General features: G+C 33.3%; 24 protein-coding genes and 2 pseudogenes. 4 read left to right on the top strand and 22 right to left on the bottom strand.

The window, feature by feature from the left end:
* The coding region (locus tag BANA01_RS30230; protein WP_218008433.1) for a hypothetical protein at positions 1-216 on the top strand (216 nt) is incomplete at its 5' end.
* A gap of 69 nt (positions 217-285) precedes the next feature.
* On the opposite strand, the gene BANA01_RS26610 is transcribed toward BANA01_RS30230, so the two are convergent.
* On the bottom strand, positions 286-942 hold the full coding sequence (locus BANA01_RS26610) for a suppressor of fused domain protein (protein ID WP_063255395.1): 657 nt from the start codon (positions 940-942) through the stop codon (positions 286-288).
* A gap of 339 nt (positions 943-1,281) precedes the next feature.
* Between BANA01_RS26610 and BANA01_RS26615 the strand changes: the two genes are divergently transcribed.
* Positions 1,282-1,533, top strand: coding sequence for a hypothetical protein (locus BANA01_RS26615; protein ID WP_063255396.1), 252 nt, complete (start codon positions 1,282-1,284; stop codon positions 1,531-1,533).
* Positions 1,534-1,646: 113 nt separating this feature from the next.
* On the opposite strand, the gene BANA01_RS26620 is transcribed toward BANA01_RS26615, so the two are convergent.
* From BANA01_RS26620 to BANA01_RS26690, 14 genes and pseudogenes are all read right to left on the bottom strand, one after another.
* Positions 1,647-2,255: a DUF4304 domain-containing protein gene (locus BANA01_RS26620; RefSeq protein ID WP_063255397.1), complete on the bottom strand. Its 609-nt coding sequence runs from the start codon at positions 2,253-2,255 to the stop codon at positions 1,647-1,649.
* Between the two features lie 280 nt (positions 2,256-2,535).
* Positions 2,536-2,802: a hypothetical protein gene (locus tag BANA01_RS26625; protein ID WP_063255398.1), complete on the bottom strand. Its 267-nt coding sequence runs from the start codon at positions 2,800-2,802 to the stop codon at positions 2,536-2,538.
* Between the two features lie 266 nt (positions 2,803-3,068).
* Positions 3,069-3,518: an SMI1/KNR4 family protein gene (locus BANA01_RS26630; RefSeq protein WP_063255399.1), complete on the bottom strand. Its 450-nt coding sequence runs from the start codon at positions 3,516-3,518 to the stop codon at positions 3,069-3,071.
* A gap of 263 nt (positions 3,519-3,781) precedes the next feature.
* Positions 3,782-4,696: a hypothetical protein gene (locus BANA01_RS26635; protein WP_063255400.1), complete on the bottom strand. Its 915-nt coding sequence runs from the start codon at positions 4,694-4,696 to the stop codon at positions 3,782-3,784.
* A gap of 220 nt (positions 4,697-4,916) precedes the next feature.
* The gene (locus BANA01_RS26640; RefSeq protein ID WP_063255401.1) at positions 4,917-5,396 is read right to left on the bottom strand and encodes an ankyrin repeat domain-containing protein; all 480 of its coding nucleotides are present in this window, start codon (positions 5,394-5,396) and stop codon (positions 4,917-4,919) included.
* Positions 5,397-5,556: 160 nt separating this feature from the next.
* Positions 5,557-5,892, bottom strand: a complete 336-nt coding sequence (locus BANA01_RS26645; protein ID WP_063255402.1) for a DUF7668 domain-containing protein — start codon at positions 5,890-5,892, stop codon at positions 5,557-5,559.
* Positions 5,893-6,047: 155 nt separating this feature from the next.
* Positions 6,048-6,527 (bottom strand): SMI1/KNR4 family protein, encoded by a 480-nt coding sequence (locus tag BANA01_RS26650; protein ID WP_063255403.1) that lies wholly within the window; start codon positions 6,525-6,527, stop codon positions 6,048-6,050.
* Positions 6,528-6,765: 238 nt separating this feature from the next.
* Positions 6,766-6,984: a hypothetical protein gene (locus BANA01_RS26655; protein WP_063255404.1), complete on the bottom strand. Its 219-nt coding sequence runs from the start codon at positions 6,982-6,984 to the stop codon at positions 6,766-6,768.
* 242 nt (positions 6,985-7,226) lie between these two features.
* The gene (locus BANA01_RS26660; protein ID WP_063255405.1) at positions 7,227-7,739 is read right to left on the bottom strand and encodes a hypothetical protein; all 513 of its coding nucleotides are present in this window, start codon (positions 7,737-7,739) and stop codon (positions 7,227-7,229) included.
* A 408-nt stretch (positions 7,740-8,147) separates the two neighbouring features.
* Entirely contained in the window at positions 8,148-8,648 is a 501-nt protein-coding gene (locus BANA01_RS26665; protein WP_063255406.1) for a hypothetical protein, read from the bottom strand.
* A 25-nt stretch (positions 8,649-8,673) separates the two neighbouring features.
* Positions 8,674-9,705, bottom strand: a pseudogene (locus BANA01_RS26670) (IS1595 family transposase).
* A gap of 165 nt (positions 9,706-9,870) precedes the next feature.
* The gene (locus BANA01_RS26680; protein ID WP_063255408.1) at positions 9,871-11,817 is read right to left on the bottom strand and encodes an ATP-dependent nuclease; all 1,947 of its coding nucleotides are present in this window, start codon (positions 11,815-11,817) and stop codon (positions 9,871-9,873) included.
* A 418-nt stretch (positions 11,818-12,235) separates the two neighbouring features.
* Positions 12,236-12,955 (bottom strand): restriction endonuclease, encoded by a 720-nt coding sequence (locus BANA01_RS26685; RefSeq protein ID WP_063255409.1) that lies wholly within the window; start codon positions 12,953-12,955, stop codon positions 12,236-12,238.
* Positions 12,956-13,259: 304 nt separating this feature from the next.
* Positions 13,260-13,937 (bottom strand): hypothetical protein, encoded by a 678-nt coding sequence (locus BANA01_RS26690; RefSeq protein ID WP_063255410.1) that lies wholly within the window; start codon positions 13,935-13,937, stop codon positions 13,260-13,262.
* Between the two features lie 223 nt (positions 13,938-14,160).
* On the opposite strand from BANA01_RS26690, the gene BANA01_RS26695 reads away from it, so the two are divergent.
* On the top strand, positions 14,161-14,535 hold the full coding sequence (locus BANA01_RS26695) for a hypothetical protein (RefSeq protein ID WP_063255411.1): 375 nt from the start codon (positions 14,161-14,163) through the stop codon (positions 14,533-14,535).
* Positions 14,536-14,640: 105 nt separating this feature from the next.
* Here the strand turns inward: BANA01_RS26695 and BANA01_RS26700 are convergent, their stop codons facing one another.
* The 6 genes from BANA01_RS26700 to BANA01_RS26730 all read right to left on the bottom strand — a co-directional run bounded on the left by BANA01_RS26700 (position 14,641) and on the right by BANA01_RS26730 (position 20,917).
* Positions 14,641-15,213: a suppressor of fused domain protein gene (locus BANA01_RS26700; protein WP_063255412.1), complete on the bottom strand. Its 573-nt coding sequence runs from the start codon at positions 15,211-15,213 to the stop codon at positions 14,641-14,643.
* 371 nt (positions 15,214-15,584) lie between these two features.
* A complete protein-coding gene (locus BANA01_RS26705; protein WP_082799691.1) occupies positions 15,585-16,163 on the bottom strand; it encodes a hypothetical protein in 579 nt (192 codons plus the stop codon).
* Positions 16,164-17,172: 1,009 nt separating this feature from the next.
* A complete protein-coding gene (locus BANA01_RS26715) occupies positions 17,173-17,958 on the bottom strand; it encodes an SDR family oxidoreductase (RefSeq protein WP_063255414.1) in 786 nt (261 codons plus the stop codon).
* Between the two features lie 331 nt (positions 17,959-18,289).
* The gene (locus BANA01_RS26720) at positions 18,290-18,787 is read right to left on the bottom strand and encodes a P-loop nucleotide/nucleoside kinase family protein (RefSeq protein WP_063255415.1); all 498 of its coding nucleotides are present in this window, start codon (positions 18,785-18,787) and stop codon (positions 18,290-18,292) included.
* Positions 18,788-19,073: 286 nt separating this feature from the next.
* The gene (locus BANA01_RS26725) at positions 19,074-20,030 is read right to left on the bottom strand and encodes an MBL fold metallo-hydrolase (RefSeq protein WP_063255416.1); all 957 of its coding nucleotides are present in this window, start codon (positions 20,028-20,030) and stop codon (positions 19,074-19,076) included.
* Positions 20,031-20,422: 392 nt separating this feature from the next.
* Entirely contained in the window at positions 20,423-20,917 is a 495-nt protein-coding gene (locus BANA01_RS26730; RefSeq protein WP_063255417.1) for a fasciclin domain-containing protein, read from the bottom strand.
* 781 nt (positions 20,918-21,698) lie between these two features.
* Here BANA01_RS26730 and BANA01_RS26735 point away from each other — a divergent pair.
* Positions 21,699-22,936, top strand: a pseudogene (locus BANA01_RS26735) (IS110 family RNA-guided transposase).
* Between the two features lie 148 nt (positions 22,937-23,084).
* Here BANA01_RS26735 and solA read toward each other — a convergent pair.
* The gene (gene solA, locus BANA01_RS26740; protein WP_063255418.1) at positions 23,085-24,212 is read right to left on the bottom strand and encodes an N-methyl-L-tryptophan oxidase; all 1,128 of its coding nucleotides are present in this window, start codon (positions 24,210-24,212) and stop codon (positions 23,085-23,087) included.
* Between the last annotated feature and the right edge of the window lie 224 nt (positions 24,213-24,436).

Consider the following 24,436-nt stretch of genomic DNA (forward strand, 5'->3'; position numbering starts at 1 on the left):
GTTACTATCCTTGCACTCAGTGATCATCAAGACGAAAAGTTAATCTTAGACTATCTTTTACACCGAACAAAAATAATTCTTCTAAAGGTTAACATTTTTCAAAAGTATTTACAAGAAGACATTAACATAACCATTTTTGCCACTCCTGAATTTTCATATCTGGTTTTCGATTCTTATGTTGTACTTATGCAAGTAAAGCACCCGTTAGTTGAATAAGAAAAAAAGACCTCAGCAGCGATAATTCTTGAGCATAAGCACCCGTTAGTTGAAGAAGAACGAATAACTTTAGATAATACTTTCCCTCTTAAAATCAATCAAATCAGGGTCTAATTCTTCAAGTTTCTCTTCGAATTGTTCCCAACCATTTTGTCTAATAAATTCTGCTTCCTTTGAAGTAATTGGAATTAGCCAAGCCATTATTATAGTTTTTTTATCATCCACTTTAAAAGCATCAAATGAATCTGAAAAGTAACATGGAATCGTAACATAAAAGGCTTCTAAATTTGAATCATCAAAAATTGGTCCATATGGTCCAATTACATCTCCTCTTAAGAATGCGGAACCCGAATCTAAAGCTATTTGGCTAACTTGTGCCAATAATGAAGGTATGTTTATATTCCCACTATTGGAGTATGAAACGAAAATTAATTCTTGCCAAATTTGTTTGCCAGAAACATATGAGGTCAATGGAACTTTATTTAACCCTAGTGTAGAAAACGTTTTAGTGCCAGAAAAAGGACCTTTACTGTATTTTACAATTTGAACTGGTAGTCGTTCTCCATTATCATCATTAGACCACCCATATTCTATGGTACCAAGGTGATTCTCTAAAAACTGTATGAATTTATCCATTGTTCCACCTTTATATATAGGAATTTTACTTAATAATTCAATTTTAATTGCTTGAAACCCTTCTTTCACTAAACTGCTTCGTTTGTTCAATAAGGAAAAAGCATCCCTTGTTCGAAGGAATACCCCCTCGAACCAAACAATTTAAGTTTTAAACTTCCAGCATAGGCGATTTAAAATTTGGGCAAGATTAACCATTTATCATAAATGAACATATTATATTTTGAAACAATTTACAGATCGTCTATCACTCCAAGGTGACGCAAAATGAAGACTCCGTATGGAGCTTCTTTTTTTGTCTCCCTTTACTTCAATAAGACAAAGCCGCCAAAAACAGATGGATCTCGACTTACATAATTAGTAAAATTCAACCTTTTTCTACTGAAATAAAATGAGGTCTATTGTATCATTTATAATAAGGGGATGGTAAAAATGGAGAGACAATATATTTCTGATACCTTTTATTACGTGGATACAAAAGACCTATCAGGTCGGTTGATTAGAACAGTTGTATTCAAATTACAAAATGGAATCTATAAAGCCTTTACTTCTTATTTTCCAAATGAAACTCAAAATAATGTAGGGTATGCAACAAGTCATATTGATTTTCAGGCTATTATATTATCAATAAAAAACTTTGAAAAGGAACTGAAATTAGAGAAAAAACGAATTTCAACTATTTAACTAAAAATAATCCCTGATAAAATTAAAATTAATTTCAATTGAAAAATACCATGATAAGATGATCTTTTTTATAGAAGTAACGCACTCCGTTAGTTGAAGAACAACATTCTAAGTTAGCTTGGAAAATCTTCCTTCATTAGTGATTTTAAATAGGAATCGACTAGAGTAAAGTCAAGAATTTTATTATCAACAACAACATCTAATGACAAATAGTCTTGGAAGTATTTATAAGCCCTTTCTTTATTTTCTAAGTTTAAGTTACAAAAAAATTTAATCATCAAATATGCCTTTCCTCCCAAAATTGGTACCACATTTATTAGATTTGTAAGTGTGTCTCCTTCATTTTCCACTACAAATTTATTTGTACCCGATTCCTTCATCCATTCTTCAACATATGGAATAGAAGTAAGAATTTCATCGGTTATTTTGGTCGTTAATCCCTTGGACATCATCTCTTTAAAAGAGTTTGTTAGGGAAGGGGCAACCTGTTCAATTCTCTTTCGAAAAATGCATCCTGATTCTGGAGGTTTTTCTAAAATATTTAATTGACCAGTTATTAGTTGAGGTAGTCCTACTGGGTGAATACCAAGGTTAATAAAAAAATAATCTCCATTATTGCTTTTTTGAATATTTATCAGTTTATAAAATCCATTCTCTATTTTCCAAAAAGAATTACCCTTTTTTCTGTAACCATATTCCTTTGTAACTTGATTCATTTCCATTATGAAATCTCTCAAACTTGTCACCACTCTTTATAGCCTTAATCTAAATATTCTCCGCTTAGCACAATGAATCCTTCTTCCACTAACCTGCATCGTTTCTTCAATAAGAAAAAGCAATCCTTCATTATATAAGGATCGCTACCGTTAGTGACATAAAATTTTAAATTCAGCTATCTTTTAAAACTCTACACAATAAAAATATCCCATCAATAATCGTTACTAATCGAATAGGAAGTATTAGATTAGCAGGTAAGAAACACTTCATAAATTTAAATATATATTAGAAAAACTCCAGGTTCAGGTCATTCACAGTATTTTCATCGCATTCTATTATAACTGTTAAACTTTCTCTAACATCATTGTTATTAATTTCAATTGTGTAATCACATTGATTGAAATGTCCGAATACCCGTTTCTCTCCTTCTGGATCAAGATAAAGGGTGAATAATGCCTTTGCTTTCACCAATAAAAGGATGCTCGATATATCTGCATAATCTTGTCGATAAAAGAAATGTGGATTTTCTTGGGTTCTAAAATTAACCAACATATAGTTCCTCCTAACTTCCTAACAAGTATATTATCGGGATTGTCATTTCATATTTATATCTCTTGCCGTTTTGTTTTATTTTTATAACTTTTAATTGTATTTAGGATGTTTTTGTAAATGTCTTTATTGGATAAGTATATCCACTAAACCGCTCCTTTTTAGAATAAGAAAAAGGCTGCATTTTTAGCAGCCAGATCTTTAAGGAAAGCACCCGTTAGTGAAAAATTAAATTTTCAAACTTTTTGCTTTTTCATAATGGTCATAACTTATCTTTTACTTTCTGTAATCCTTTTCTTTAAAAATTCGATAAAATCATCTGCATATATTTTATTATCATTCAAAGAATAGATAAGAATTTCATTTTCATCTCTTCTTTTAGAAAGGTCAAAGTAAAAAATATCATCATTTGCTTCACAAATAACCAATTTTTCGTTACTGTAATTTTTGTTTTTTATGTTTAATTCATAGTTATACACTATATCTCCACCAACAACAGTATCAAAATCTTGTTCATAAATACTAAATATTTCTTCACCATAGATTTCTCCACCGCCATAGTTTATTAACCACCATTTGTAAGAATTAGGAAGTTCAAATCCTAACCGTTCCTCTGCTTTTGTTATCCACTCTTCAGAAATCCCATCTCCAAAATCTGCAAAATCGACCGAATTCCCTGCTTCAAAAACTAATTTTTGTATCTCATCATACTTATTCATTTTATCCCTCACTCCTTAATGCATAAAATCATTGGGGCTATTAATCCAATATCCTTTCAACTCCAGTATATTATCCCAGAAGATGACTTTACTTTATATAAACAAACTCAGCCTTGTTCCACTAACCTGCCCGTTAGTTCAACAAGAAAGAGCTTCCATTATGACAGCCCTTATCTTGTTTAACTCTAGCACCCTTTAGTTAAACAAGGACCTTGCTTATCTACTTATTCTAATGAAATTGGAATCGCAAGGAATAATCCGATTTACTTTCTTAAAAATTTAATTCTCGGATTTATTCTTTCATTTATTATTGGATCATCTTTTGAATATAATTTAGAAAGTAAATGAAACATCGCAAATTCAATGTCTTCAACATATTGGTTTGCTGCATCTAAATCGATTTTCTCGGTGTTTGGCCTATGAACTAACTTGTTTCTTATTTCAATACCTTTTTGTATGGCTTTTAAAACCGGTGATTTTTCCCCAACCATCGATTCCAAAATTGAACCGTATAGCTTATGTAAAGGAGGAGAAGGTACTTCCATAATAAATTGTTCAAATTTAGAATCATACCTTATAAAAAATTCTTTTATCGCAAGTTCTGCTGCAATGGTAGCATTAATCCATTTAAATGTTGGATTAGATTCACCCTTTGCTTTATCAAGAAATTCAAATGCGATAAAAGGTTCCCATAGTTGGCCATCTAAGTATGCTTGAATATAAGTGGAACTATCTTTAGAAAGTGTAGTGGAACTATAAGATGACATATATCCTTTAAGTCTGGTAGGGTATATTGTCCAATTTTCATTATCTATTGACCAATAAACTCCCTTACTAGAAAGTAGATTTTTATCTAACCCGCGCCAGTTAAAAAAGAATCTAATAGCATATATTGCTTTATTTACTGCATAACCAAGGTGTTTACTATTCTCCGTAAATACACTGATATCATCATCAAAAGAATTTTTGTGTTTTGATGATTCGACCTCTAATAACTCCAAAAAATGTTGGTCTACATCCACTTCTTGATTAGCTTCCACAAACTTGTCTTTCGTGAATATTTTTATATCAACAGAAGGTCCACCTTCAATAGGAATATTAAAACATATAACATCGTCGTCCTCCGAAAAAAAGCATTCTTCAATAATTGTATACCTTCCTTGTAAAAATAACTTCATAATCTCCCTCCCCCAAATCAATATTGACTTATTAAAATTCCTCTATATAAAAAGATTCTTCTAAATTTTTTATTTACCTTCTTTTCATCTAAACTGCCCTATTATCGATTAAAGGCTAAGAAAAATGGACTGCTCAAAAAACCGTCCATTTGTTGAAGTTTTGCGCCCGTTTGTGGAATATCGTTATTGAAGTAAAGCACCCGTTAGTGCAATAAGCAGCTTACTTTTCTAAAAGGTTAACCAGTTTATCATTTCCTACCTGTTTTGCAAAGTCTAAGGGCGACCTCCCTGCCTTGTTTTTAGTGGTTGTATCTGGATTGTATTTCATAAATAGTTCAACCATATAGTAGTATCTGCCTTTACAATTAAAAACAGCTGCCCATACAGCGTTGTTACCGAATTTGTTTCTTATATTCAAATCTCCGCCCTGTGTAAAAATCTCTTTTGCAACATCCAAATTTGGGTGTTCGCAGATTAAATGTAACGAAGTATTACCATCGGCATCAGTCATATTTACATCAATGCCATTTTTTATTAAGAACATTGAAATGTCGAATTTATTACCAGCAATAGAATAATGTAGTAAACCATTTCCATATTCATTTTTTTTATTAATGTCTTCTAAAACGAATTTCTTTTTAAATGATTCCAAATCCCCAAATCTCGCCAAAGTGAAAATATCTGCTTTTTCAGTAGGCATTCGTTTTAATCTTCCTCTCAATCGTTATTAATTAATAATTAGCTACTCTTATAGCCAATTCCTTCCTCAACTAATCTGCCCTTTAGTTTAAATAAAAAGAGCTGCCAAAATGACAGCACCGAACTTACCCTAACGCACCCTTAGCTTAATAAGAACTATTTTATAAAACGTGTAGATTTTCAACAGTAAAAGCTAGAATGTTGTTATTTTCGTCTATTACCGCTTCACAGGATAAAGTTAAATCGCTTCTTTGATTATCAATCCAAAGTTCAAATTCCAAAGCAAATCCTGAACCATCATCAAACTTATAAAAATGAACATCTTCATAAGCTACATCAGGTGGAATCGTTAATGAACCCCAGTAGCTCAACTCTTCTTTAAGGTCACTGATTGTAAGTTCGTTTTGTAACTTAGCTCGAATTTTATTAAAATCGCCTTTAACAAAATCTATAACTGTCTCCTTCAGTAATGACTTTATTTTATTTTTTATGTCCACAATTTCACCACATTCGAATATAGTTTCTCTAATAAAATTCTACAAGTATTCAGTATCTTCCTTCTTGAAGTAACCTGCTTCGTTACTTCAAGAAGAAAAAGCTACCCTTCGTTATTGAAGGATCGCACTCCGTTAGTTGAACAAGGAAATATCATTTAACTTTGATTTTCCATAAAAGTTTCAGCTTCATTACCATCTACTGGATAATCATCAATCGTAACTGAATTATAATAAAATTGTGGAACAGAACATCCAAGGCTAATATGTATTTCTCTCGGACTTACATCTTCATCCTCCCACAATTCGTCATGAAAAATATAACCTATCTTTTTAGTGTTTAAATCGATTACAATAGGGTCTCCATTAAGTCCATAACCAATAATAAACAAACCATTATCAATACAGCGTTTGTGTTCTTCGTATAAATTTTCTTCAGGCATTTCATTTACAATATTAAAATAAACATGCTTAAACTTTAAATTTTCTCTAAAAGAGAACTCTTTTAAAAAGGAAATTACATCTTCGGGAATTTGATAATCCTCAAAAAATTTAATTGTCCTTGTATTAAGTTCAACCTTCATTAGAGTGTGTTTATCAATTTTCTCTAATGCTTTTCTAAATAATCCTATCTCCATTTTAAACTTCCTTCATTTTTCATTTTAGCTATATTTTATCATGGTCTTGTTCAACTAAACTGCCCCGTTAGTTTAAGTGAAAAAATTCACAAAACGCTCTAATAAAGAAGGAATTATTGAGCAGTATTTAGTCAAATTAGTAAAGGCAATCACTTAGAATGTAATTGCCTCTTAGATAGTTATCTACTACCAGATATAGGTTATATTAATTTACACTTAGCCCTTTCAAACTGGAAGGTTAAGGTTTGTTCTCCTTGTTTTCCGCAATAATTTCCAAGGTCCTTTGAATACCGATGTTGTAGATAAGTAATAACAGCAAGTTTTCACGCTGTTTTTCACCATATTCATCTGGACCAATCAGTTCTCCATCCCAGCATTCCATCGAAACGGGTGAATATTTTTCATACAGATCATAATTAACTGGTTGTGGTTCATTTTTCAATCGTAAATCAGTCACTACAATCCCTCACATTCAGATTCTGTTCATTTAAGTTTATTATTTCACAAAGTCAGCTAATAGTTAAGTCCGTTGCTACGCAGTATAAGTCTACTACGTAATACAAAAGCTAATCTGGTCCGTATGCATAAGACTAGTCTTATTGCAGATCAATTAAATTTTTATTAAGACTTGATGTGCAAAGCTGCACTTCCGAATCAGCAACTGTCAAATGGATGGCCTATTTCTAAAACCTAACTGTTTTATAGTAATCGTATTCCTTCTTCTTTTAAATAATCCTCCAACATATGTCTACTATCAATGACGTTGACAATTTGACCAAATTCATTCTGAATTTGGTTTTTCACAAGTTCGTCTATCCCTTCGGAAAATCTTGTCATAATATGAAGGTTAACTTTACTCAATTCAAAGGCATACTGCATAGGTACAATAAATTCATCTTCTATCAAAAATTCAAATGTAGATACATCTACCTCATTAAACTTTCTCTTAATAATGTATTCCGTCAATTCTTGATTTTCATAAAACCAATCAATATTCCCATAAGGAACTTTAATTGCGGATGGAATTCCATTATGAAATTCCAAAACGATATGCCCGAAATTTGCAGCATAAATCATATCTGTTGTGAAGGAAACATACCCGTTTCGATGATGCCGAAATGCTTTCTTACCCTTGAATAACTGTTGGGTTAGTATTTCTCTTGCTTCATCTAGAGATGTCCCGTGAAATAACGGGGTTATTTTCTTTATCAAATTATTATTCTCCTCCCTAAAACCATCATTAGAGCTATTCCGCTTCTATGCTTCCTATTTTCTTTTGCCGGAATTTTTTTCTTAACCAAATTACCCACTAAAGTGAATAGAGATATCCTTAAATTATAGGGGGTTCTTTAGTAAGACTCTATGACTTTTACTACAATTAATTCTTAAATCAGAATGAGTATCTACATTATTTCAGACTAGAAAGAACCAGTTAGTAAAATGAAATTATTCCTTGTTATTAGGTTATATTTTTTCGGTAAGCTGGGAATACAGATAATATGGTATTCGGTTACGTCCGAAGAAAAGTATAAATGTTTTTAAGGAAAAGCTATGTTATTATTTAATGTTGATATTTTGGTGATAAAAAAGAATGCCTGGTATATAGGCATTCTTCATCGTTCATGACCATTTTTCTTCATCATCAATCCATTGATTAGTCTTTAAATCATATGATTTATAATCATCGTGAAAAACAAAATACGATGGTATATTTAATGCAGCTCCGCCTGCTTTTTCCCAACATAGACTAAACCAATCAGTAAATACCTTTTTCTCTTGTGGAATTAACGTCCCTTCATTCTGCTCGTAAAAGCCAAAAAAAGAATCTAACTGGTTGTCGTTTAACTGATGATATTCGATTTCTGGAAGTATCTCTTCACTTCCTGCAAAAACCGTTGAGTCGTTTCCTTCATAGAAAACTTCATTGGCTTCTTTATCCATTGAGAACATTCTTATTGATAATTCGAACCTCGTAGGCTCAATGAATGCAGAGAAATCTAATAAATCTATTTCGGTTGAAAAGTTGTATTCAAAGATATTTTTGAGATTTCCTACTAACAAATCAGATTGTTTCTCAAGATTGGCTTTAATAGAACCAATATAATTATCAACTGAAAACATAAATAAACCTCCAAAAAAAAATTAGTTAAGCGGTAAAACGGGATAATCTTAGTGTTTCGTTTGTCTCATTCACAGGGTACAAACAAGATGAAATCATCATGTCCTTTAAATTCTTAACAGAGCCTTCAAATCCCTCTATTTCAAGAAAACGAAACCATGCCAAATAATGCTCCAAATATTTTGAAGCTACCCCGTTAAATCTTTGCAGCCAGCGTTTTAAACGACTGTGGAAGTTATTTACGTTTTGAATATGGTAAATTCCTTTAATCACGCGAACTTTCCCATCAGATTTAAAACGATAGTGTTCAACGCTCTTTTCTTTTGCATATGTGCTAAATGCTCTCCATGAGTCAGTGCAAAGAACGTTGTCTTTAGATAGTTTTTCTCCTACTTTTTTATTCTTCCTCTACCTAATACGGAAGATAGTGTAGTCTTTTGACGGTCACGAGCTACAAGAACACACACTTGGTCTTTGCTTATACCTCTGTATTCCGAAGAACCTCCTCGTTTACGAGGCTTTCTATCGGTAATATTCTTCTTTCCCTTTTCAGAGTAAAGAAAATATGTTTCATCCATTTCAACAATCCCGTTAAAACTCTCGACTGGAATTTGCTCTAATCCTGATAGAATTTTGTGCCTCCAATAGAATAAAGTTACCCATGATATATCACCAATTAACTTAGCCGATTTTCTAAGAGAGTAACCCTCAATCATGCATTCAATAAATTTAAACGGATTTATCCAATTTGCGTGTTTTATTCAGTGGTGTGTAAGTTAAATCAGTAAAGGTTTTAGAACAGTCTTTGCATTTATATCTTTGCCGGACAACTATATTAGAGGCAACAGTTGTTTTGTATGTACCAAATCGAACAACATTCTTAGTCTGGCAATGAGGGCATACAAACCCCTTCTTGTTTTTACCCTCGGCAATTTCTTTTAAAAGCGGTTCTTTACCATGAATTGAATGTGCTAATGATGTTTGGAGGAAAGTCAACAAACGCTGTTGAGTCATTTCATCTAATTTCTGAACTTCTTTTACAATTTCAGCTAATTTCATTGTTGTCCCTCCAAACCATCATTTTATATCAATATTTTAGAACATTCGTTCCTGATTTGCAAATATCAACATTTACATTTAACATAGCTTAAGGAAAAATAAATAAAACTGAAAGGTTTTAAAGAGTATACAAGAAAGAAGAGTAAAAATACTTTCCTTTGTCTGTTATTGTCCTATTCTCTGTGGAGCTAGCTCAGTAATAATTTCTTCAACCACGTTTATTATTTCGCTCATTCTTGTTTCTTTGAGCAGCACAATATCTAAAGTTTCTACTAGCTTCCTTATAGGGTCTTCTAAAGCTACCCACTCTTGAATCAATTTGTTTCTTGTTTCTTTGACTGGTTCACTGGCACGATATTGAGTATCAAGGATGTGATTTATTGCTTGTTGAGGCTTATCTAAATCACTAAACATAATCTTAGGTTTAAAATATGCTTTGAAGTGTTGCTTCTTTCCGAACTTATTTTGCCTTAATAAGGCTGAGGCAGTTTCATAGGCAAGATAATAACAATCACATAATTTCTTTAGTTCCTCAAATCCCAACTTTGGAAATAGTGTTGATAATATAGTTGGGTCCAAAAAGTAGGATTCAATGGCATATTCATAGAGAATTTTTATTCGTTTTTCATCTATTGTTACCCCATTATCAGTACCTTTTTTAACTAGCGAAGCTTTTCTAGTTGGTATTTCTTCTCCGTCAGAGTCCGTTATCACCCAATATGGAGTTTTAACTACATCTTTATGTAAAATCTTAGCGTTGGCATAAAAATCCATTTTATCATAACCATCTGTTTGTATGATATCAATCTCTTTCATTGTGAAATCGCTATCTAAGCCCATATTTGTTGCTACTTTGTTAATTAACGTAGTGAATAAATTGTTATCGTCTTTTCCCTCTACGAACAATACAGCATTTTTATTTAGTATATCTGATACTTGAATTCCAAGCTCTTCAATAATGGTGGTTGCCGTAGCATCCATAATACTTGATACTCCACCTACTTTATTTATACAATGAATATTCTGCTGGTCAATCTTGCTAATAATAATTGGTGAGTGGGTAGTTAACAAGACTTGATTCTTCTTACTTATTTTCACCAAAGTATTAATCATTTTACGTTGAAGTGAAGGATGTAAATAAACTTCTGGTTCTTCAATAAGTAAAATCAAATTGCTGTCACTCATCATTTTTATATAAGTTTGAAGTATGGATAAGATCATCATACTTTGAAGTCCAGTTCCACAAGATAATATATCAATTTCCTTATGGGGCATATCCCTATCAATAAGCACTGTCTTGTATTTAAAATCGAATTTAAAACTTTCTTCAATTTTGACCTTTACAGAAAGCGTATCGGTACTGATTGCTTCCTGAAAGTGTGTAGTTAAATCAGTTGATAAATTTCGGCATTGTTCCTCTTCATTAGTTGATATCAGTGCCTTTATTTCTCCATAAGTTAATTTATCTCGTGAATTAGGCAGTTTTACGAAATTTTCCTCTTCCTGTTGCTGTTGTAGTAATGATATTAGTTCTTTCATATTAGATTTAGTTCCAGCAGTAGTTTCTTTATCGGGTGTTCTTATAGCAGAAATAACCTTAATAGGAGGAACTAATTTACAGAAATCGTTTTTTGTAACGGTGGAGTCATTTGATAATTTGTATACAATGTTTCCTTGTCTTGGCTTAATTAACTTAATTAATATACTGTCATTCTGCTCTATATCGATACAAAATTTTTCAGTTGTTTCAGCAAACTTTTGTACTCGCTTTTCCTCCAACTTACGCAGTTCTCTTTCCTCAAGAGTCTGGTTACCCTCTTTCTCCATAATTTTCAGCATTGTTTTGTTATACATTGATTTGTAATTAAAAAAACGTTCAATGTCTTCATTAACGATATTAGAGAATAGTAAGCTTATCTCTATATTTTCTTCTATTCCCATATGAAAATCGTCATCATTAATTGTTTTGTCTCCATAAAAGCACTGAATTGCATCCAATAAAGCTGATTTTCCATAATTGTTTTTTCCAACGATTGCAGTTAGGTCATCAATATTTGCAATAATGTGGCAAATTGACTTATAATTTTTGACCTCAACCCTGCTTAATTTCATTTCCATTCCTCCCTATTTTTCTACAAAATTTTCCATTCTTTAATTATAAAGGAAAATTGGTGAATAAATGGAGATTGTAAAAAATTGTTGTTATATCTACAAAAAATAGACCATCTTTTTTGATGGTCTTTCTTTAAGTAAACTGCTTCTTTAGTTGAACAAGAAAAAGAGCTGCCGAAGCAACATCTTGTTTAACTCTTGCACCCGATAGTTTAAGTAGATTTCTTCACAAACTTGTCATTAGTACACTTTAATTATTACAGGAATTCAGCCCCGATAGTACCATAAGAAGTCAAAAATAAAAAGGCGGTATCTATCCACTACATTTTTAGCAAAGTTAGACATAAAATATATTTCTTCACTAAATGGAATTTGTCTTTTATCTAATCTATTTTACAAACTGAATTATTATATACAATTAGTTTTCAATACGTTTTAGCAAATCATCAATATCCCATAGTGTCATTAAAGTTTTACGTTCCTCTGCAAATTTTCTAGCATCCTTTGTAAATTTTGAAGAAGTCACAACTATTGATTGATTTGCTTGCGTAGCAGTTTGAACGCCATATAGACTTCTAACTACACTAACATCCACTTTATGCTTCTCTCCCCAGTGTTTACATTCAACAATTAATGTATATGGAATGGGGTCTGATTTCGTTGCAATAACGTCGCGTCCCCCATCTCGTGTTGCCTTCGTTATTTTCACACTAAAGCCTAACTTTTTAAATATGTCAGCAACAAAAAATTCAAAATCTCTTGAAGACATGTTTATTATCTTTTCTTTATGATAATCTAATAAATAATCCGCTTCAATATATTCATCATATGCATAATCACTAAACCGATCATCAAAATTATATTCTATTTCCAATGTTGGTTCTTTTATAAATTCCCCACCGTTACAATCATAATCCGAAAAATTGAATGCCCCAACAGGATATTCATAGCCTCTAATAATAAAATCTATCCATGTATCACATATTTCACAACATATTTCGCCATGAAAATTATACTCTATTTCTTCTCCCATAGGTCGATTATACGTTAAAGTATCACACTCTAGACTTTCTATTTCAACTAATGCAACATGACCACATTTATTGCATTTTATATAAACATTTTCAGATAACCGCATTATAATATCCCATCCCCATATACAAATTTAATATTATAATAACAGTTCCTTCCAAATCTTAATAATTAAATGTTATCTAAAGGTCATCATTTATAAAAGTAGAACTATACTTGTGTTATTAATCAATACCATATAAATATATATCAGATCTAATTTTCTAAAAACACACCTCAACAATCTTGCCCGATTGTTGATTAAAAGCTAATGATGATTGTTCAACTAAACTGCTCCTTTAGTCTAATAGGAAAAAGGCTGCCATTTTAGCAGCCCGTTCTAAAGGGAAATCATCAGTAAGTTCACCGATTTAAAAATCTTTTAGTTGAAACTCAATTGATTTTGCTTGGTACATATTATCGCGATTTTCATAAGTGATAAGAATGCTACCAATAAATGCCCCAGGCGAAAATTGGGGATGCAATATAGCAGTAAGTTTATTATTTTTCACTTCATACTTAATAATGCTCCCAAAGTTAATTTCATCAAATAGGGCTTCAGGAAGAAGTTTTAATTCCTTAACATTAATTAGATATTGTTTCTTTCCGATAGTAATCTCGGCTTTGCTAGGAGTTAGGCTTGCTTTAATGTTTTTATTTACTATCGCCATTGGATGGTCAACAAGCACTTCGCCAAACCGTTTATTATCAATATGGAAAACATTAACTTCTTGGTCTAAGGCACCAGTACCATATCCTTTCGTCAAGACAATGACTAATTCTTTCTTTTCATCGTTATTAATGTCTTCGTAATATATTTGCGGGGCATAGGTAGGATTGGTAGCATTCATCCAAAAAGGTCTTGAAAAAACGTTCCCCTTAAAGTCAATTTTAAAGTCATAAAATAAACCATCCATTTTCTTGGCATAAATAGTTATATTATCTTTATCAGATTTTGCTATCACAGTATATCCTGGAATTGTTGCTTCTGCTTTATTAGGGGCAATTACAAAAAGAATAGCTAATATTGAAACGATTAATATTTTCATTGGTTAACACCTCATTTTAGTGTTCCCAACCGAGTTTTGTTATTCAACTAACCTGCACCTTTAGTTCAAGAAGAATAGGCTGACTTTTTCAGCCAGCTCTTTAAGGAGAGCACCTGTTAGCACAATAAGGTGTTTTGAAAAACCATATAAAAACTAAATTGACTTGTATTTCGCCGTATCATAACATCAGATTATACAATCAATTTAAAAAAAGGAGCGAAATATGGATAACTTCAAGTTGTTTTCATATTGGTTAAATCAGGTGTTAGAGCAAGAAATCCCAAAGGGAATAAAAGCATTTAATTTTAACTTATACGAGGGTGAGGAAGACACCTATGACATACAGTTAATCGGTTCAGATGAATTTGATGAAGACGACTCCGATTGGGCTTGCACAGAATATTTTACTTCTGGAGAAAATATTTGCTACATAAAAAGAACAGATGAAATTGCACATTGGGAACAGGGGCTTAGTTACATTACAAAGTTAGTAGAGCGTTATCTTCAAGAAGGAAAGGAAGCAGACACCCTAAAAAATGTCTCTGCAATTGCAATTGGCTTTGTAGATGGGGATTTAGACATTCTGCATCGTACTTAAATAAGGTAATATTTATTATTAATTTTAAAGCCTGTTTCATCGATTTCGCAGTAATAGTTGAAACAGGCTTTATTCACTAACGCCCCCGTTAGTTGAATAAGAGATTTATATGACTGAAGCCCGTTCCAAATCAAAAACATTAATTTGATTCTCATCAAATTGTTGTTCTAAAGCCTTTAATCCATTTTTATCCGCATAATTCTTTTCTTTTTCCGAAATTGGAATAGCCATTAACCAAGCTACTTGCTTCGTCTCAAAATCTATTGTTTTCAATTTATCTTCCCAGAGAAAAGGAGATAGAAATAAAATATGCTTCATTGGACTTTCAGGCAGATACATTTTAACTACGTCTGTAAAGAAAGTTCCAAATGAACACTCAAATTGAGAATTGATAATATTAAATGCACAGGTAGCTAAAATATTGGGAAAGCAATCAAAATCACTTGCACCCACCAATTCAACCCTTAAAGGTCTCCTGTTTTCCTCGTGTCCAATAGAAAAATCGGATAAGCCAAGGGTAGAGTAAGATAAAATACCTTCAAAATTTTTTTCTTCACAACAAAGAATATCGACTGAACTTTTATTGTTATCATCCCAATATTTAAAAACATTGGGCTTTCCTTCAAATGCATTAAGTGCTGTTCTAGCAAGAACTTTATTTTCTTCTGATACACTCATTAAAATTCCCCAATTCTTTTCGGTTTACATTAAATATATCATTACAACCTTCTTCAAGTAACCTGCCCGTTACTTGAATAAAGAAAAGCGACAATTCTATGTGAAAAGTCGCCCAAGTTCATTATTTTCTTAAAACCTTAGCTAATTTAAATAGGAGAATTCCCAAACCTACTGTAAGAGCTAATATAAAAATAGACATCAGTATATATGCTATCATCGACCATCATCCTTTACTGGATACTTAGGATAATTTTACCACTATTTCCAATGTTTGTGTTTTTAACTTTTATTGAACTATCCTGCTCCGTTTGTTCAATAAGGACTTTTACAAAAAAAGCGTTAATCCTTCTTTGATTAACACTCCAGTTAGCTTAATAAATACATACCTTTAATTTTGGAACTAAGTCTTTGTAGTTAACAATAAAATCCTTAATCGGCAGAACAGCGAAATATGAAGAGATTTGAGCATTAGCTAGTAAGCATTCATCATAAATTAAACTGATATTTAATTCCTTTTTGGGTTCTATTTCTCTTTGAACTAGCGAGTTTGCCAATTCCCAATATAACTTTTGCCCCATTTCATCAATAGATCTTTCTATTGAAAAACGACCTGCAAAGCTGTTCCACCACACCTTGAATGTTTTATGTATCTCATTAAAATTCTTAAAACTATCGTCATCCATTACAAACAACCTTTGATAAAATAAATCTTTTTCTTCATAAAAGGTTCTTACATCGTTTTTATTGTCGTCATATATTCTTTGTGAAATCTCATTCCATAGTTCTTCATACTTTAATTCAAAGTCTTCTTTAATCGTTATTCTTGTTGATAAATAAGGAAACCTTAAATCCTCTTCATTTTCATTTTGATTGAGAAAAATATTTTGTATGTAAATCAAAAAGTTCAAAGAAAAAGATGTATCTGTCCTCATTATTAATGAAATCTCCAAGATTTACACTCCCTTCGATTAATGTCATTATTTCAATTATTAAGGAAATAATTAGATCGGCTTAAAATTAAATCTATAATATCTTGGATTTCTTTTACTACTTCAGTATTTCTTCCGTTTAATGACTGTGTTGCTCCCAATTATTTTGCTAATTCAAAACGACTATTGTAAATACGTTTAAACTTTTTACTTCGTTTTCCCATATTCATTCATCATCTTATTAATATTTAGACGTTAATATTTATATCCAATTTACATATTATACCAATTTCATTTATATCCCTTCTTTAACAAACCTGCACGTTAGCTCAATAAGAACAGCCGCCCAAAAGGGCAGCTGTCAACATAAATTTAATTATATACTTACTAATACTGAATGAATAAATAACAATATTAAAACAACTATAATAATGTATTTTGAAAAGATTTTAAGAGTTTTATTATCGAATATCTTTATTAAAAAGTAAAAAAAGCCTACAACCCAAATGCCGTTCTGAAAAAATGTTGAAATTATATTTCTTATCATATTTGGAATAAAAAATAAGTCCAATAAAATTCCCCCCTAATAAAAACATTTTACAACAATTACCCATAATCCTACTTCAACTAAACTGTCCCGTTAGTACACAACAAAAAAAGGAGCCGCCACCGCGACCTCCATCTTTAACTCTTGCACCGTTCTTTACTTTAAGTACATTTCTTCTTTATCTTGCAGGTGATAAACATTTTGGAGGAGATTTTTATTTTGACTAATAAAAATGATTATCTTTATTACGGTCAATTCTACTGAAGAACATTTTTACTTCATTTTCTCTCTTTTTTAGTGAAGGTTCCTTTCAGAGAAAAATAAAAATTTAGCAGTTGATGGACATTTCACTGTGGCTAACAAAATTTGATTAAATTAGTCATTCTCAACTAACACCAAATGCAAAAAAGAGACAAGGGCCTTCTCTTTTAACTTTTTATCAACAGCCCCATACCACAGGTTAAAATAACTGGTTGAAGCGTCCTATATATCCATCTCCCACCACTTTTGTTCTTCTTGCTTCATCTGTTTCTCCGTTTGTTGAGGATAGGCGGTTCGAAATTTATGTTGGTCAGCTGGGATGATTTCTACCATTTTTGCAATTAAATCTTCTGGGTCATACTGGTTCTTTAACCCCTCTTCCGCCTTCTTGATATCCTCTTTTTTCGTGAAGCTTTTCCCTTCATCGTACCATTTCCATAGCTCTTCTGCCGCCCGATCATTAAAGCCTGTCTTGAAGGCACCAGGGTTAATAGTAGCAACTTTTACTCCGAATCCTTGAAGTTCCAACTTTAGGGTATGGGCAATTGCTTCAATCGCGTGCTTTGTAGCGGTATATGTACCGTTGTATGGGGCTGCCAATATTCCAGAAATCGAACTCATAAAAACGATTTTCCCGCTTCCCTTTTCAACCATCTTTCGTGCAGCTATCTGTACTGTTTCCAAGGTTGCGAAAACATTTACCTCAAAAAGTGCCCGAAACCGGTCCATCGGCACTTCCCCGAGTGGCCCTCTTTCATTGATGGCAGCATTTGCAACGAATACGTCAAAATCATACTTCTCCATCTGTTCCAGATCCAAAGGATTCGTAATGTCCATTTTAATAACTTCTATATTCAGTCCTAGGTCTTTTGCTTCCCGCAGAAGGTCTGTCTTTTGAGAAGTCAGTTCTGTAGATGCAATCACACGATGCCCTTTTTTGGCAAGACCTATTGCTGCCCCTCGGCCAAGCCCGGTGCCTGCACCAGTAATGAAAATTGTTTTGCCCATATTAAATTCCTCCATTTGAAATAGCTTGCCAATTTATTTTTCCCATTAGCAGTAAGGGCATACCAAACATGGGCAACTATACCTATTCTTACAGGATCAATGATGTCGTGACTGTCTCGTTAATGGAACAGCAAAAAGCCGCCTAGGAAGCTAGCGATTATCAACAATTGCCCTGGTAGTATTAAAATATAATTATGCTAAATTAGGGTTGAGGTACCTAACCATTCCTGTCTTCTTTAATCCAAGTTTCTTATAAAAGCCTTCATTTACAGTTATTGAGATTAAGTAAACAAAAATATTACTTAGTTGAGCAAGAGCATTGAACTCCTTGTTATTCTTTTCCGCTAAACTCTAAAATATTTAAACCCTCCGATGCGTCTGGTGCTTCAAAAAATTTAGTAACATGAATAAACACCGCTTCCGTGTCAAAAGCTGCTCTTTCGGGTTGTTCGTTACGCCTTTGTGCAATTTGACGTACGCATTGCTCATTATTTAAATTAAGAAAAATTAGTTGATGACTTGCATTGACCTCTGACGCCATATCCAAAAACCACTTTCGAAGTTTTTGAGTGTTAGCTGGAAAATCCATCACTACATCTGTACCAACACTTAATATGTTTTGAACATGCTTTTTCACCAAAGGCTTGATCTGCGCTGAGAACTTTAGATAGTCATCAAATGATGCAATCTGATTGGGATAAAGTGATGAGAGCCATTCATCCTCAGACAACAGTACTGCATGTTTATCAATCGCCAATTGTTTTGATTTAGTTGATTTCCCAGCTCCCATTTTTCCACAGAAAAAGTAAAGCGTTCCCAATTGTTTCATGTTTTTCACCCCCCCGCACTTATTTTAGTTTAATTTTTTCTTCTTTTTCCCTTAGACATTCTCCCATTATTAATATTTAGACGTTAAGATTGATATTCAATTTACTTATTCTGCCAATTTCTTTAATATTCCTTCTTAACAAACCTGTTCCGTTAGCACCATAAGAAAAAGCTGCCTCTGTGACAGCTGTTTTTCTTCAACTCTTGCACCTGTTAGTTAATTAAAACAAACTTCCCCTTAAGTTCGCTGTGTTTACCTTATGTCCTTAACACTCTACTTAACACGCTTATTTAATAATTAAATCATAAACTTTTTTCAGGTTTTCCTTAAAATATGTAGTGAAGTACCAGTCTTGATAAGCTTTTGGTATTAAAATATCATCAATGCTTCCCCTACTTTGAAGGGTTTCCGCCACCAATGACATTATATTGCTTATGTAACCTTTCACCTCGCGAAGTTCTTCCATTGAACAAATTCCTCCATGCCCCGGTATGATAGTTTCAATATCTAGTAGTTCTACACGGTCTAAAATATTTAACCATTCCTGGGGATTTGCATGAATCATTACTGGATGATGCTCCGAGAGGACGAGATCTCCCATAACGGCAATTTTTTCTTCAGGCAAGTACACAAATGTATCACTTTGCGTGTGACCTCCCCCATAAGTGATAAGTTGAACATCCCTATCACTACCATGAATAATCAACTGTTGATCAAAAGTTATTGTTGGTAGGGTATATACCAATTTAGGGAGTATTTTCATGTACTCAATGTCACTAGCATTTTCCCATTGCATTTCTTTTTTTAACTTTTCGTCCCTTTCTTGTTGTATTTTCTCCTCGAGTTCCTTGATAGCCTGATAAATCGGTTCTGGATTTGACACTTGCTGTTCTAGTCTTTTCTTTCCAAATGTAGCCATAATTTCACGTGTAATAGATGTAGAAATTATCTGTGCTTTAGGAGAAAACACTTGATTCCCACTCGTATGGTCACTATGCCAATGTGTATTGATTACATAGGAAACTGGTTTTCCAGTAAGGTGAAATGCAGCTACCTTTAAATCTTCTGCAGCCTGTATTGAATTAAAGGTATCAACCACAAGCGTTGAATCACCTAGATCAATGATTGTAGCATTCCCTACTGAGCCTGTGCCTGGGACTGAAATTGCTGCATATATACCCTCAGCGATGTAAACTAATTGGAAATGCTTTGATTCCTTTAATGTTTCTATTCTATTTTTCATGTTTCTCTCTCCTACTAACTAAATTATCTTTTTATAATATCATACAAAATTATCCATTTATATGTATTTCTACTGCATTATCTTCCTAAAGACTTTCCTTTTACATAGGCTTGTGCAATTAACCTGCACCGTTTGATCAATAAGGAATTCAACAAAAAGGTGCTTACCTGCCCAGTTGTTTAACAAAGAATTCAATAAAAAAGTACGGAAATCCTGCCTAGATCTCCGCACTCGTTAGTTGAAGAACCAATGTTAAATTTCTACTTGTATCACTGTAAGTATAGGAAATATGCTACTATATAATAATAGTCTAATAAAATTACAATTTTTAGACAGTGACCGAATTAAAATACGACTAAATCATGTAGATTTAGTCGTATGCAACAGCTTCTCTAAGGTAACAATACCTTATCAATTACATGAATTACTCCGTTAGATGCGGCTATATCTGCTTTAACAACATTTGCTTTATTGACTTTTACAGGATTCAGTGATATTTCCACTGTTTTATCTGCAAGCGTTTTAGCCTTCATTCCATCTTTTAAATCTCCTGACATGACTTTACCAGGTAACACATGATACAGTAGAATATTTTTCAGATCATCCCTTGCTAATAGCTCTTCAGCTGTTATTCCTAGTTCCTTAAGTAGCATTGCAAAAGCTTCATCTGTCGGTGCAAATACAGTAAAGGGGCCCTTTCCTTTTAATGTATCAGCCAAACCAGCTTTTTCTAAGGCTGCAACCAATGTATTGAAGTTACCTGCTCCTTTCGCAACATCGACAATATTATTTGCAGCTTGAGAATTCTCCGCAGCAAATACACCACTTTCAAATGACAGAACCAACATAATAGCAAACAACCACATCGCTAACTTTTTCTTTAACATAAGTAATTTCCTCCTTTATTAATCTTTTATAGAGTTACACCACATGACTGCTATATTCCTTTATTCTAAAAATCCCCCCCAAAAATACGTCCGCTCTAAAGGGTAGTATTCTAATAATCAATAAATTTATCCTAAATTCAACCAAAAATTTCTATAATCTTACTCCTTTTTAAAATAGTTAAAAGCTGTATCAATAAAAACCTCTATATTTAATCAGCACTTTGCTCCACTTGCTAAATCGAACAATGTCTAAAAAAAATACCCCTTAAAGTTAAGTAGTTCCGATACTGTGGAGAAAATGTAAAATAACTTACTAAATCACTCTATGTTTTTCACTCTAAAGAACAAACAAAAAAGTACCTTATCTCTTTTATATAGGTAACCATAGAAACTCATGAAATATAGAAAACCTGTGATTCGTTTTTGCGCAGTTTTGGTCTACTTCGCATCTACGACTTGCTCATAAAACATTACTGCGACGTTTGTTTAATAAGAAAAGGCGATTACCGTTTTTCAGCAATCGCACCCGTTCGTAATATAAGGTTAGCCAGATTTTTCTGGTTGACCTTTTTCTATTTGGTCATATGATTACGGTAGTCGGGGTAGAACGTCGCCCCCGTGGGACAAGATCCCGTCAGCTAAACTGTTCACCCCCTACTTGTATAAACATGTTTCAGGCTGGTTGGGACCATGATCCCGTTTAACAAGCGAACCTATGACATTTCAAGCAGATTTAGGGGATACCGACTAATATGTATTTCTAGGAGGAGGAGAAATCAATATGAATCCAGTGATTGGTCTGGATGTGTCAAAAGGAGAAAGCCAAGTTCAAGCATTTTTAGAAAAAGGTAAACCATATCGTAAGAGTTTTAGTATTAAACATGATCTTAAGGGTTAGAAAGTTTATTAGAATTCCTTCAAGAGGTGGAAAGGGCAGCTGGTGGTTATCAACCTTCGGTCGTTTTAGAATCAACTGGGCACTATCATATTCCCGTAATTCAGTTTCTAGCGGAACCAAATTATGTTTATATCATCATCAATCCACTTATCTCTCATAGAGCCAAAAGCTCAAGCCTCCGAAAGGTAAAAACTGATGCGATTGATGCTTATCATCTTTGTGAACTGTTTTATAAAGAGGAGTTGGAGCCTCACAAGAAGCGTGGTGTTCACCTCTTAAACCTTCGTAATCTAACGAGGCAAGAAGAAAGTATTGCAGAAATTTCAGCGAAAACAAAGATCCAGCTACATTCCTTAATTGATCAGGTCTTTCCTGAGTACCGAGGGGTTTTTGGAAGCCTCTATTCAAAGGTTTCTTTGCTTACTTTACTAGAATTCCCCACTTCTAGGCATTATTAAGTGTAAGTGAAAAAGAATTAACTGATAAGATAGGTTCGTTATGTATGAGTCGTTCGGAGTCATGGGCAAAGGAGAAGGCACAGATGTTAAGAGAAGCAGCCATTCGTGATCCTTTTCAAAACAATCTCTACGGGAGTAATATATTTAACCTTGAAATCTTAGTTAAGATTGTTCTTCAATACCAAGAGCATCTATCCAATATTGCGAATGAAATAGATGCCCTCGCTAGTGAAATTGAAGAATATGAGATTCTTCAATCTATCCCTGGAATCGGAGAAAAAATCGCTGCAACGATTATTTCTGAAATTGGGGAGATAGATCGATTTAATGGTGCCAAGAAGTTAGTTGCCTTCGCCGGAATAGATCCTAGTGTCTACTCTTCTGGAAAGTTTACTGCATCGGTAAACCGTATAACCAAACGTGGCTCGTGGAGGCTTCGCCACGCCTTGTATATGGCTGTTCAAAGTAGTATTCGGGGACTCCCGTAAAAAGAAAACGACTGATGAGATCATTCCACGCAATAGAAGACTACGAGAGTTTTACGATAAAAAAAGAAAAGAAGGAAAACCCTTTAGAGTAGCTATTATTGCATGTGTAAACAAACTCTTACATTGGATTTACGCTTTACTAAAAAGCAGAACCTCTTTCCAAGATATAGCATAGGAACTATATCTAACTAAATATAACAAAACCTTCCAATCACTATGCAACGGAAGGTTATTTGGCATGTACATTTTTAGTATATCATGAGGATATTAAACTTTTTAATGAAAAATGTTGACAAACTATTAGCTGGTTTAGTTAAAGAAGTTTATTTAAATCGATTGATTGAAAAAGTAGAAATGTTTTGTTCTGTCTTCCCTGAAATAATCAATTCACTTAAAATCTGTCCAACTACACTGCTAAATTTAAAGCCATGTCCTGAGAAGCCTGATGCAATGGCAACGTTTGAATAGTTAGGATGCAAATCGATAATGAAATCTTCATCAGGAGTAAGTGTATACATACAGGTTTTACCGTACTTCAATTGTTGTGTAGAAGGCATATAGTTATGTAAAAATTGTCTTAAATCTGTCTCGTCTTTCTCTAGTTCACCAAATCCCAGGATGGCTTCATCTGGATTGATTGTTTCTCCTCCATCATGTCGGCCTACTTTTAATCCGGAACCATTGATGCTTGGAAAGCCATAATATTGTCCTTGAGATGTCTCAAACGAAAAGGCTGGAAAATCTTTATGATTATACAAATCTTCATTTACATCAAACCAAGCAAATGTTTTTCTAACTGGATTTAGAGGGAGATTTAAATCTAACATGGAGAGGAGACTTCCTGACCATGCTCCTGCTGAAACCACTAACGCCTCAGCGGTAAAAGTTTGACCCTCGGTTTTAATGGTAACTCTTTTATCATGAACCGATAATTCTCTCACCTTACTATTGGTTAAGATGGTAGCTCCATGTCGCTCTGCAAGTTCTCGATAGGCTTCAATGCATTCCTCACATTTCAGCACTCCTGATGTTGGTTCAAAGCACCCAATATACTTGTTTGGTAAATTGATGCCCGGCCAACGCTTATTCACTTCAATTGAATCTAAAACCTCAAGTGGCAATGAATAGGCTTTTGAACTTGAGATGATATTCTGGATAAATCCCGTTTTTTCATGGCTCACGTTTAGAACTCCGGTTGGGAGAAATAATTGTTTTCCCGTCACTTTCTCTAATTCGTTCCATAATTCTTGGGCCTTGAGCGCCAACGGAACGTATTCTTCACCTTCACCATACGCATGCCGAATGATTCTCGTGTCACCGTGATGACTCCCTTTGTTATGGGGCGGGCTAAAGGAATCTAATAATAAAGTTCTTTTCCCACTCTTTGATAAAAAATAACCTGCAGCCATCCCCATCGAACCTGCTCCAATTACGATTACGTCATAATGCATAGTACGTTACCCCCCTCGTAAATAAATACCCAAACCACTAAAGTCTTAAGTATTGGGTAATATTCTCTTATTTTTACTAATATTCTAACACATAACAATCAGGCTAACCTGCTTCTTTCGTATTATAAGGTTAGCCAAAATGCTAAATATTTCTAGTTGACCTTTTTTTATATGGTCTTATTATATCAGTAGCCAGGGTAGAACGTATCTGCTCGTGGGGCTTT

It is taken from the genome of Neobacillus niacini NBRC 15566 (assembly GCF_001591505.1).
Lineage (GTDB): Bacteria > Bacillota > Bacilli > Bacillales > Cytobacillaceae > Neobacillus > Neobacillus niacini.

What these genes read in the sequence shown, in the direction of transcription:
- BANA01_RS26680 (WP_063255408.1), bottom strand. Translation starts at nt 11,817, where the DNA reads ATGAAATTAAGCAGGGTTGAGGTCAAAAATTATAAGTCAATTTGCCAC.
- solA (WP_063255418.1), bottom strand. Translation starts at nt 24,212, where the DNA reads ATGCATTATGACGTAATCGTAATTGGAGCAGGTTCGATGGGGATGGCT.
- BANA01_RS26635 (WP_063255400.1), bottom strand. Translation starts at nt 4,696, where the DNA reads ATGAAGTTATTTTTACAAGGAAGGTATACAATTATTGAAGAATGCTTT.
- BANA01_RS26650 (WP_063255403.1), bottom strand. Translation starts at nt 6,527, where the DNA reads ATGGAGATAGGATTATTTAGAAAAGCATTAGAGAAAATTGATAAACAC.
- BANA01_RS26720 (WP_063255415.1), bottom strand. Translation starts at nt 18,787, where the DNA reads ATGAAACAATTGGGAACGCTTTACTTTTTCTGTGGAAAAATGGGAGCT.
- BANA01_RS26615 (WP_063255396.1), top strand. Translation starts at nt 1,282, where the DNA reads ATGGAGAGACAATATATTTCTGATACCTTTTATTACGTGGATACAAAA.
- BANA01_RS26685 (WP_063255409.1), bottom strand. Translation starts at nt 12,955, where the DNA reads ATGCGGTTATCTGAAAATGTTTATATAAAATGCAATAAATGTGGTCAT.
- BANA01_RS26630 (WP_063255399.1), bottom strand. Translation starts at nt 3,518, where the DNA reads ATGAATAAGTATGATGAGATACAAAAATTAGTTTTTGAAGCAGGGAAT.
- BANA01_RS26715 (WP_063255414.1), bottom strand. Translation starts at nt 17,958, where the DNA reads ATGGGCAAAACAATTTTCATTACTGGTGCAGGCACCGGGCTTGGCCGA.
- BANA01_RS26690 (WP_063255410.1), bottom strand. Translation starts at nt 13,937, where the DNA reads ATGAAAATATTAATCGTTTCAATATTAGCTATTCTTTTTGTAATTGCC.
- BANA01_RS26620 (WP_063255397.1), bottom strand. Translation starts at nt 2,255, where the DNA reads ATGGAAATGAATCAAGTTACAAAGGAATATGGTTACAGAAAAAAGGGT.
- BANA01_RS26640 (WP_063255401.1), bottom strand. Translation starts at nt 5,396, where the DNA reads ATGCCTACTGAAAAAGCAGATATTTTCACTTTGGCGAGATTTGGGGAT.
- BANA01_RS26695 (WP_063255411.1), top strand. Translation starts at nt 14,161, where the DNA reads ATGGATAACTTCAAGTTGTTTTCATATTGGTTAAATCAGGTGTTAGAG.
- BANA01_RS26665 (WP_063255406.1), bottom strand. Translation starts at nt 8,648, where the DNA reads ATGTTTTCAGTTGATAATTATATTGGTTCTATTAAAGCCAATCTTGAG.
- BANA01_RS26730 (WP_063255417.1), bottom strand. Translation starts at nt 20,917, where the DNA reads ATGTTAAAGAAAAAGTTAGCGATGTGGTTGTTTGCTATTATGTTGGTT.
- BANA01_RS26700 (WP_063255412.1), bottom strand. Translation starts at nt 15,213, where the DNA reads ATGAGTGTATCAGAAGAAAATAAAGTTCTTGCTAGAACAGCACTTAAT.
- BANA01_RS26725 (WP_063255416.1), bottom strand. Translation starts at nt 20,030, where the DNA reads ATGAAAAATAGAATAGAAACATTAAAGGAATCAAAGCATTTCCAATTA.
- BANA01_RS26625 (WP_063255398.1), bottom strand. Translation starts at nt 2,802, where the DNA reads ATGTTGGTTAATTTTAGAACCCAAGAAAATCCACATTTCTTTTATCGA.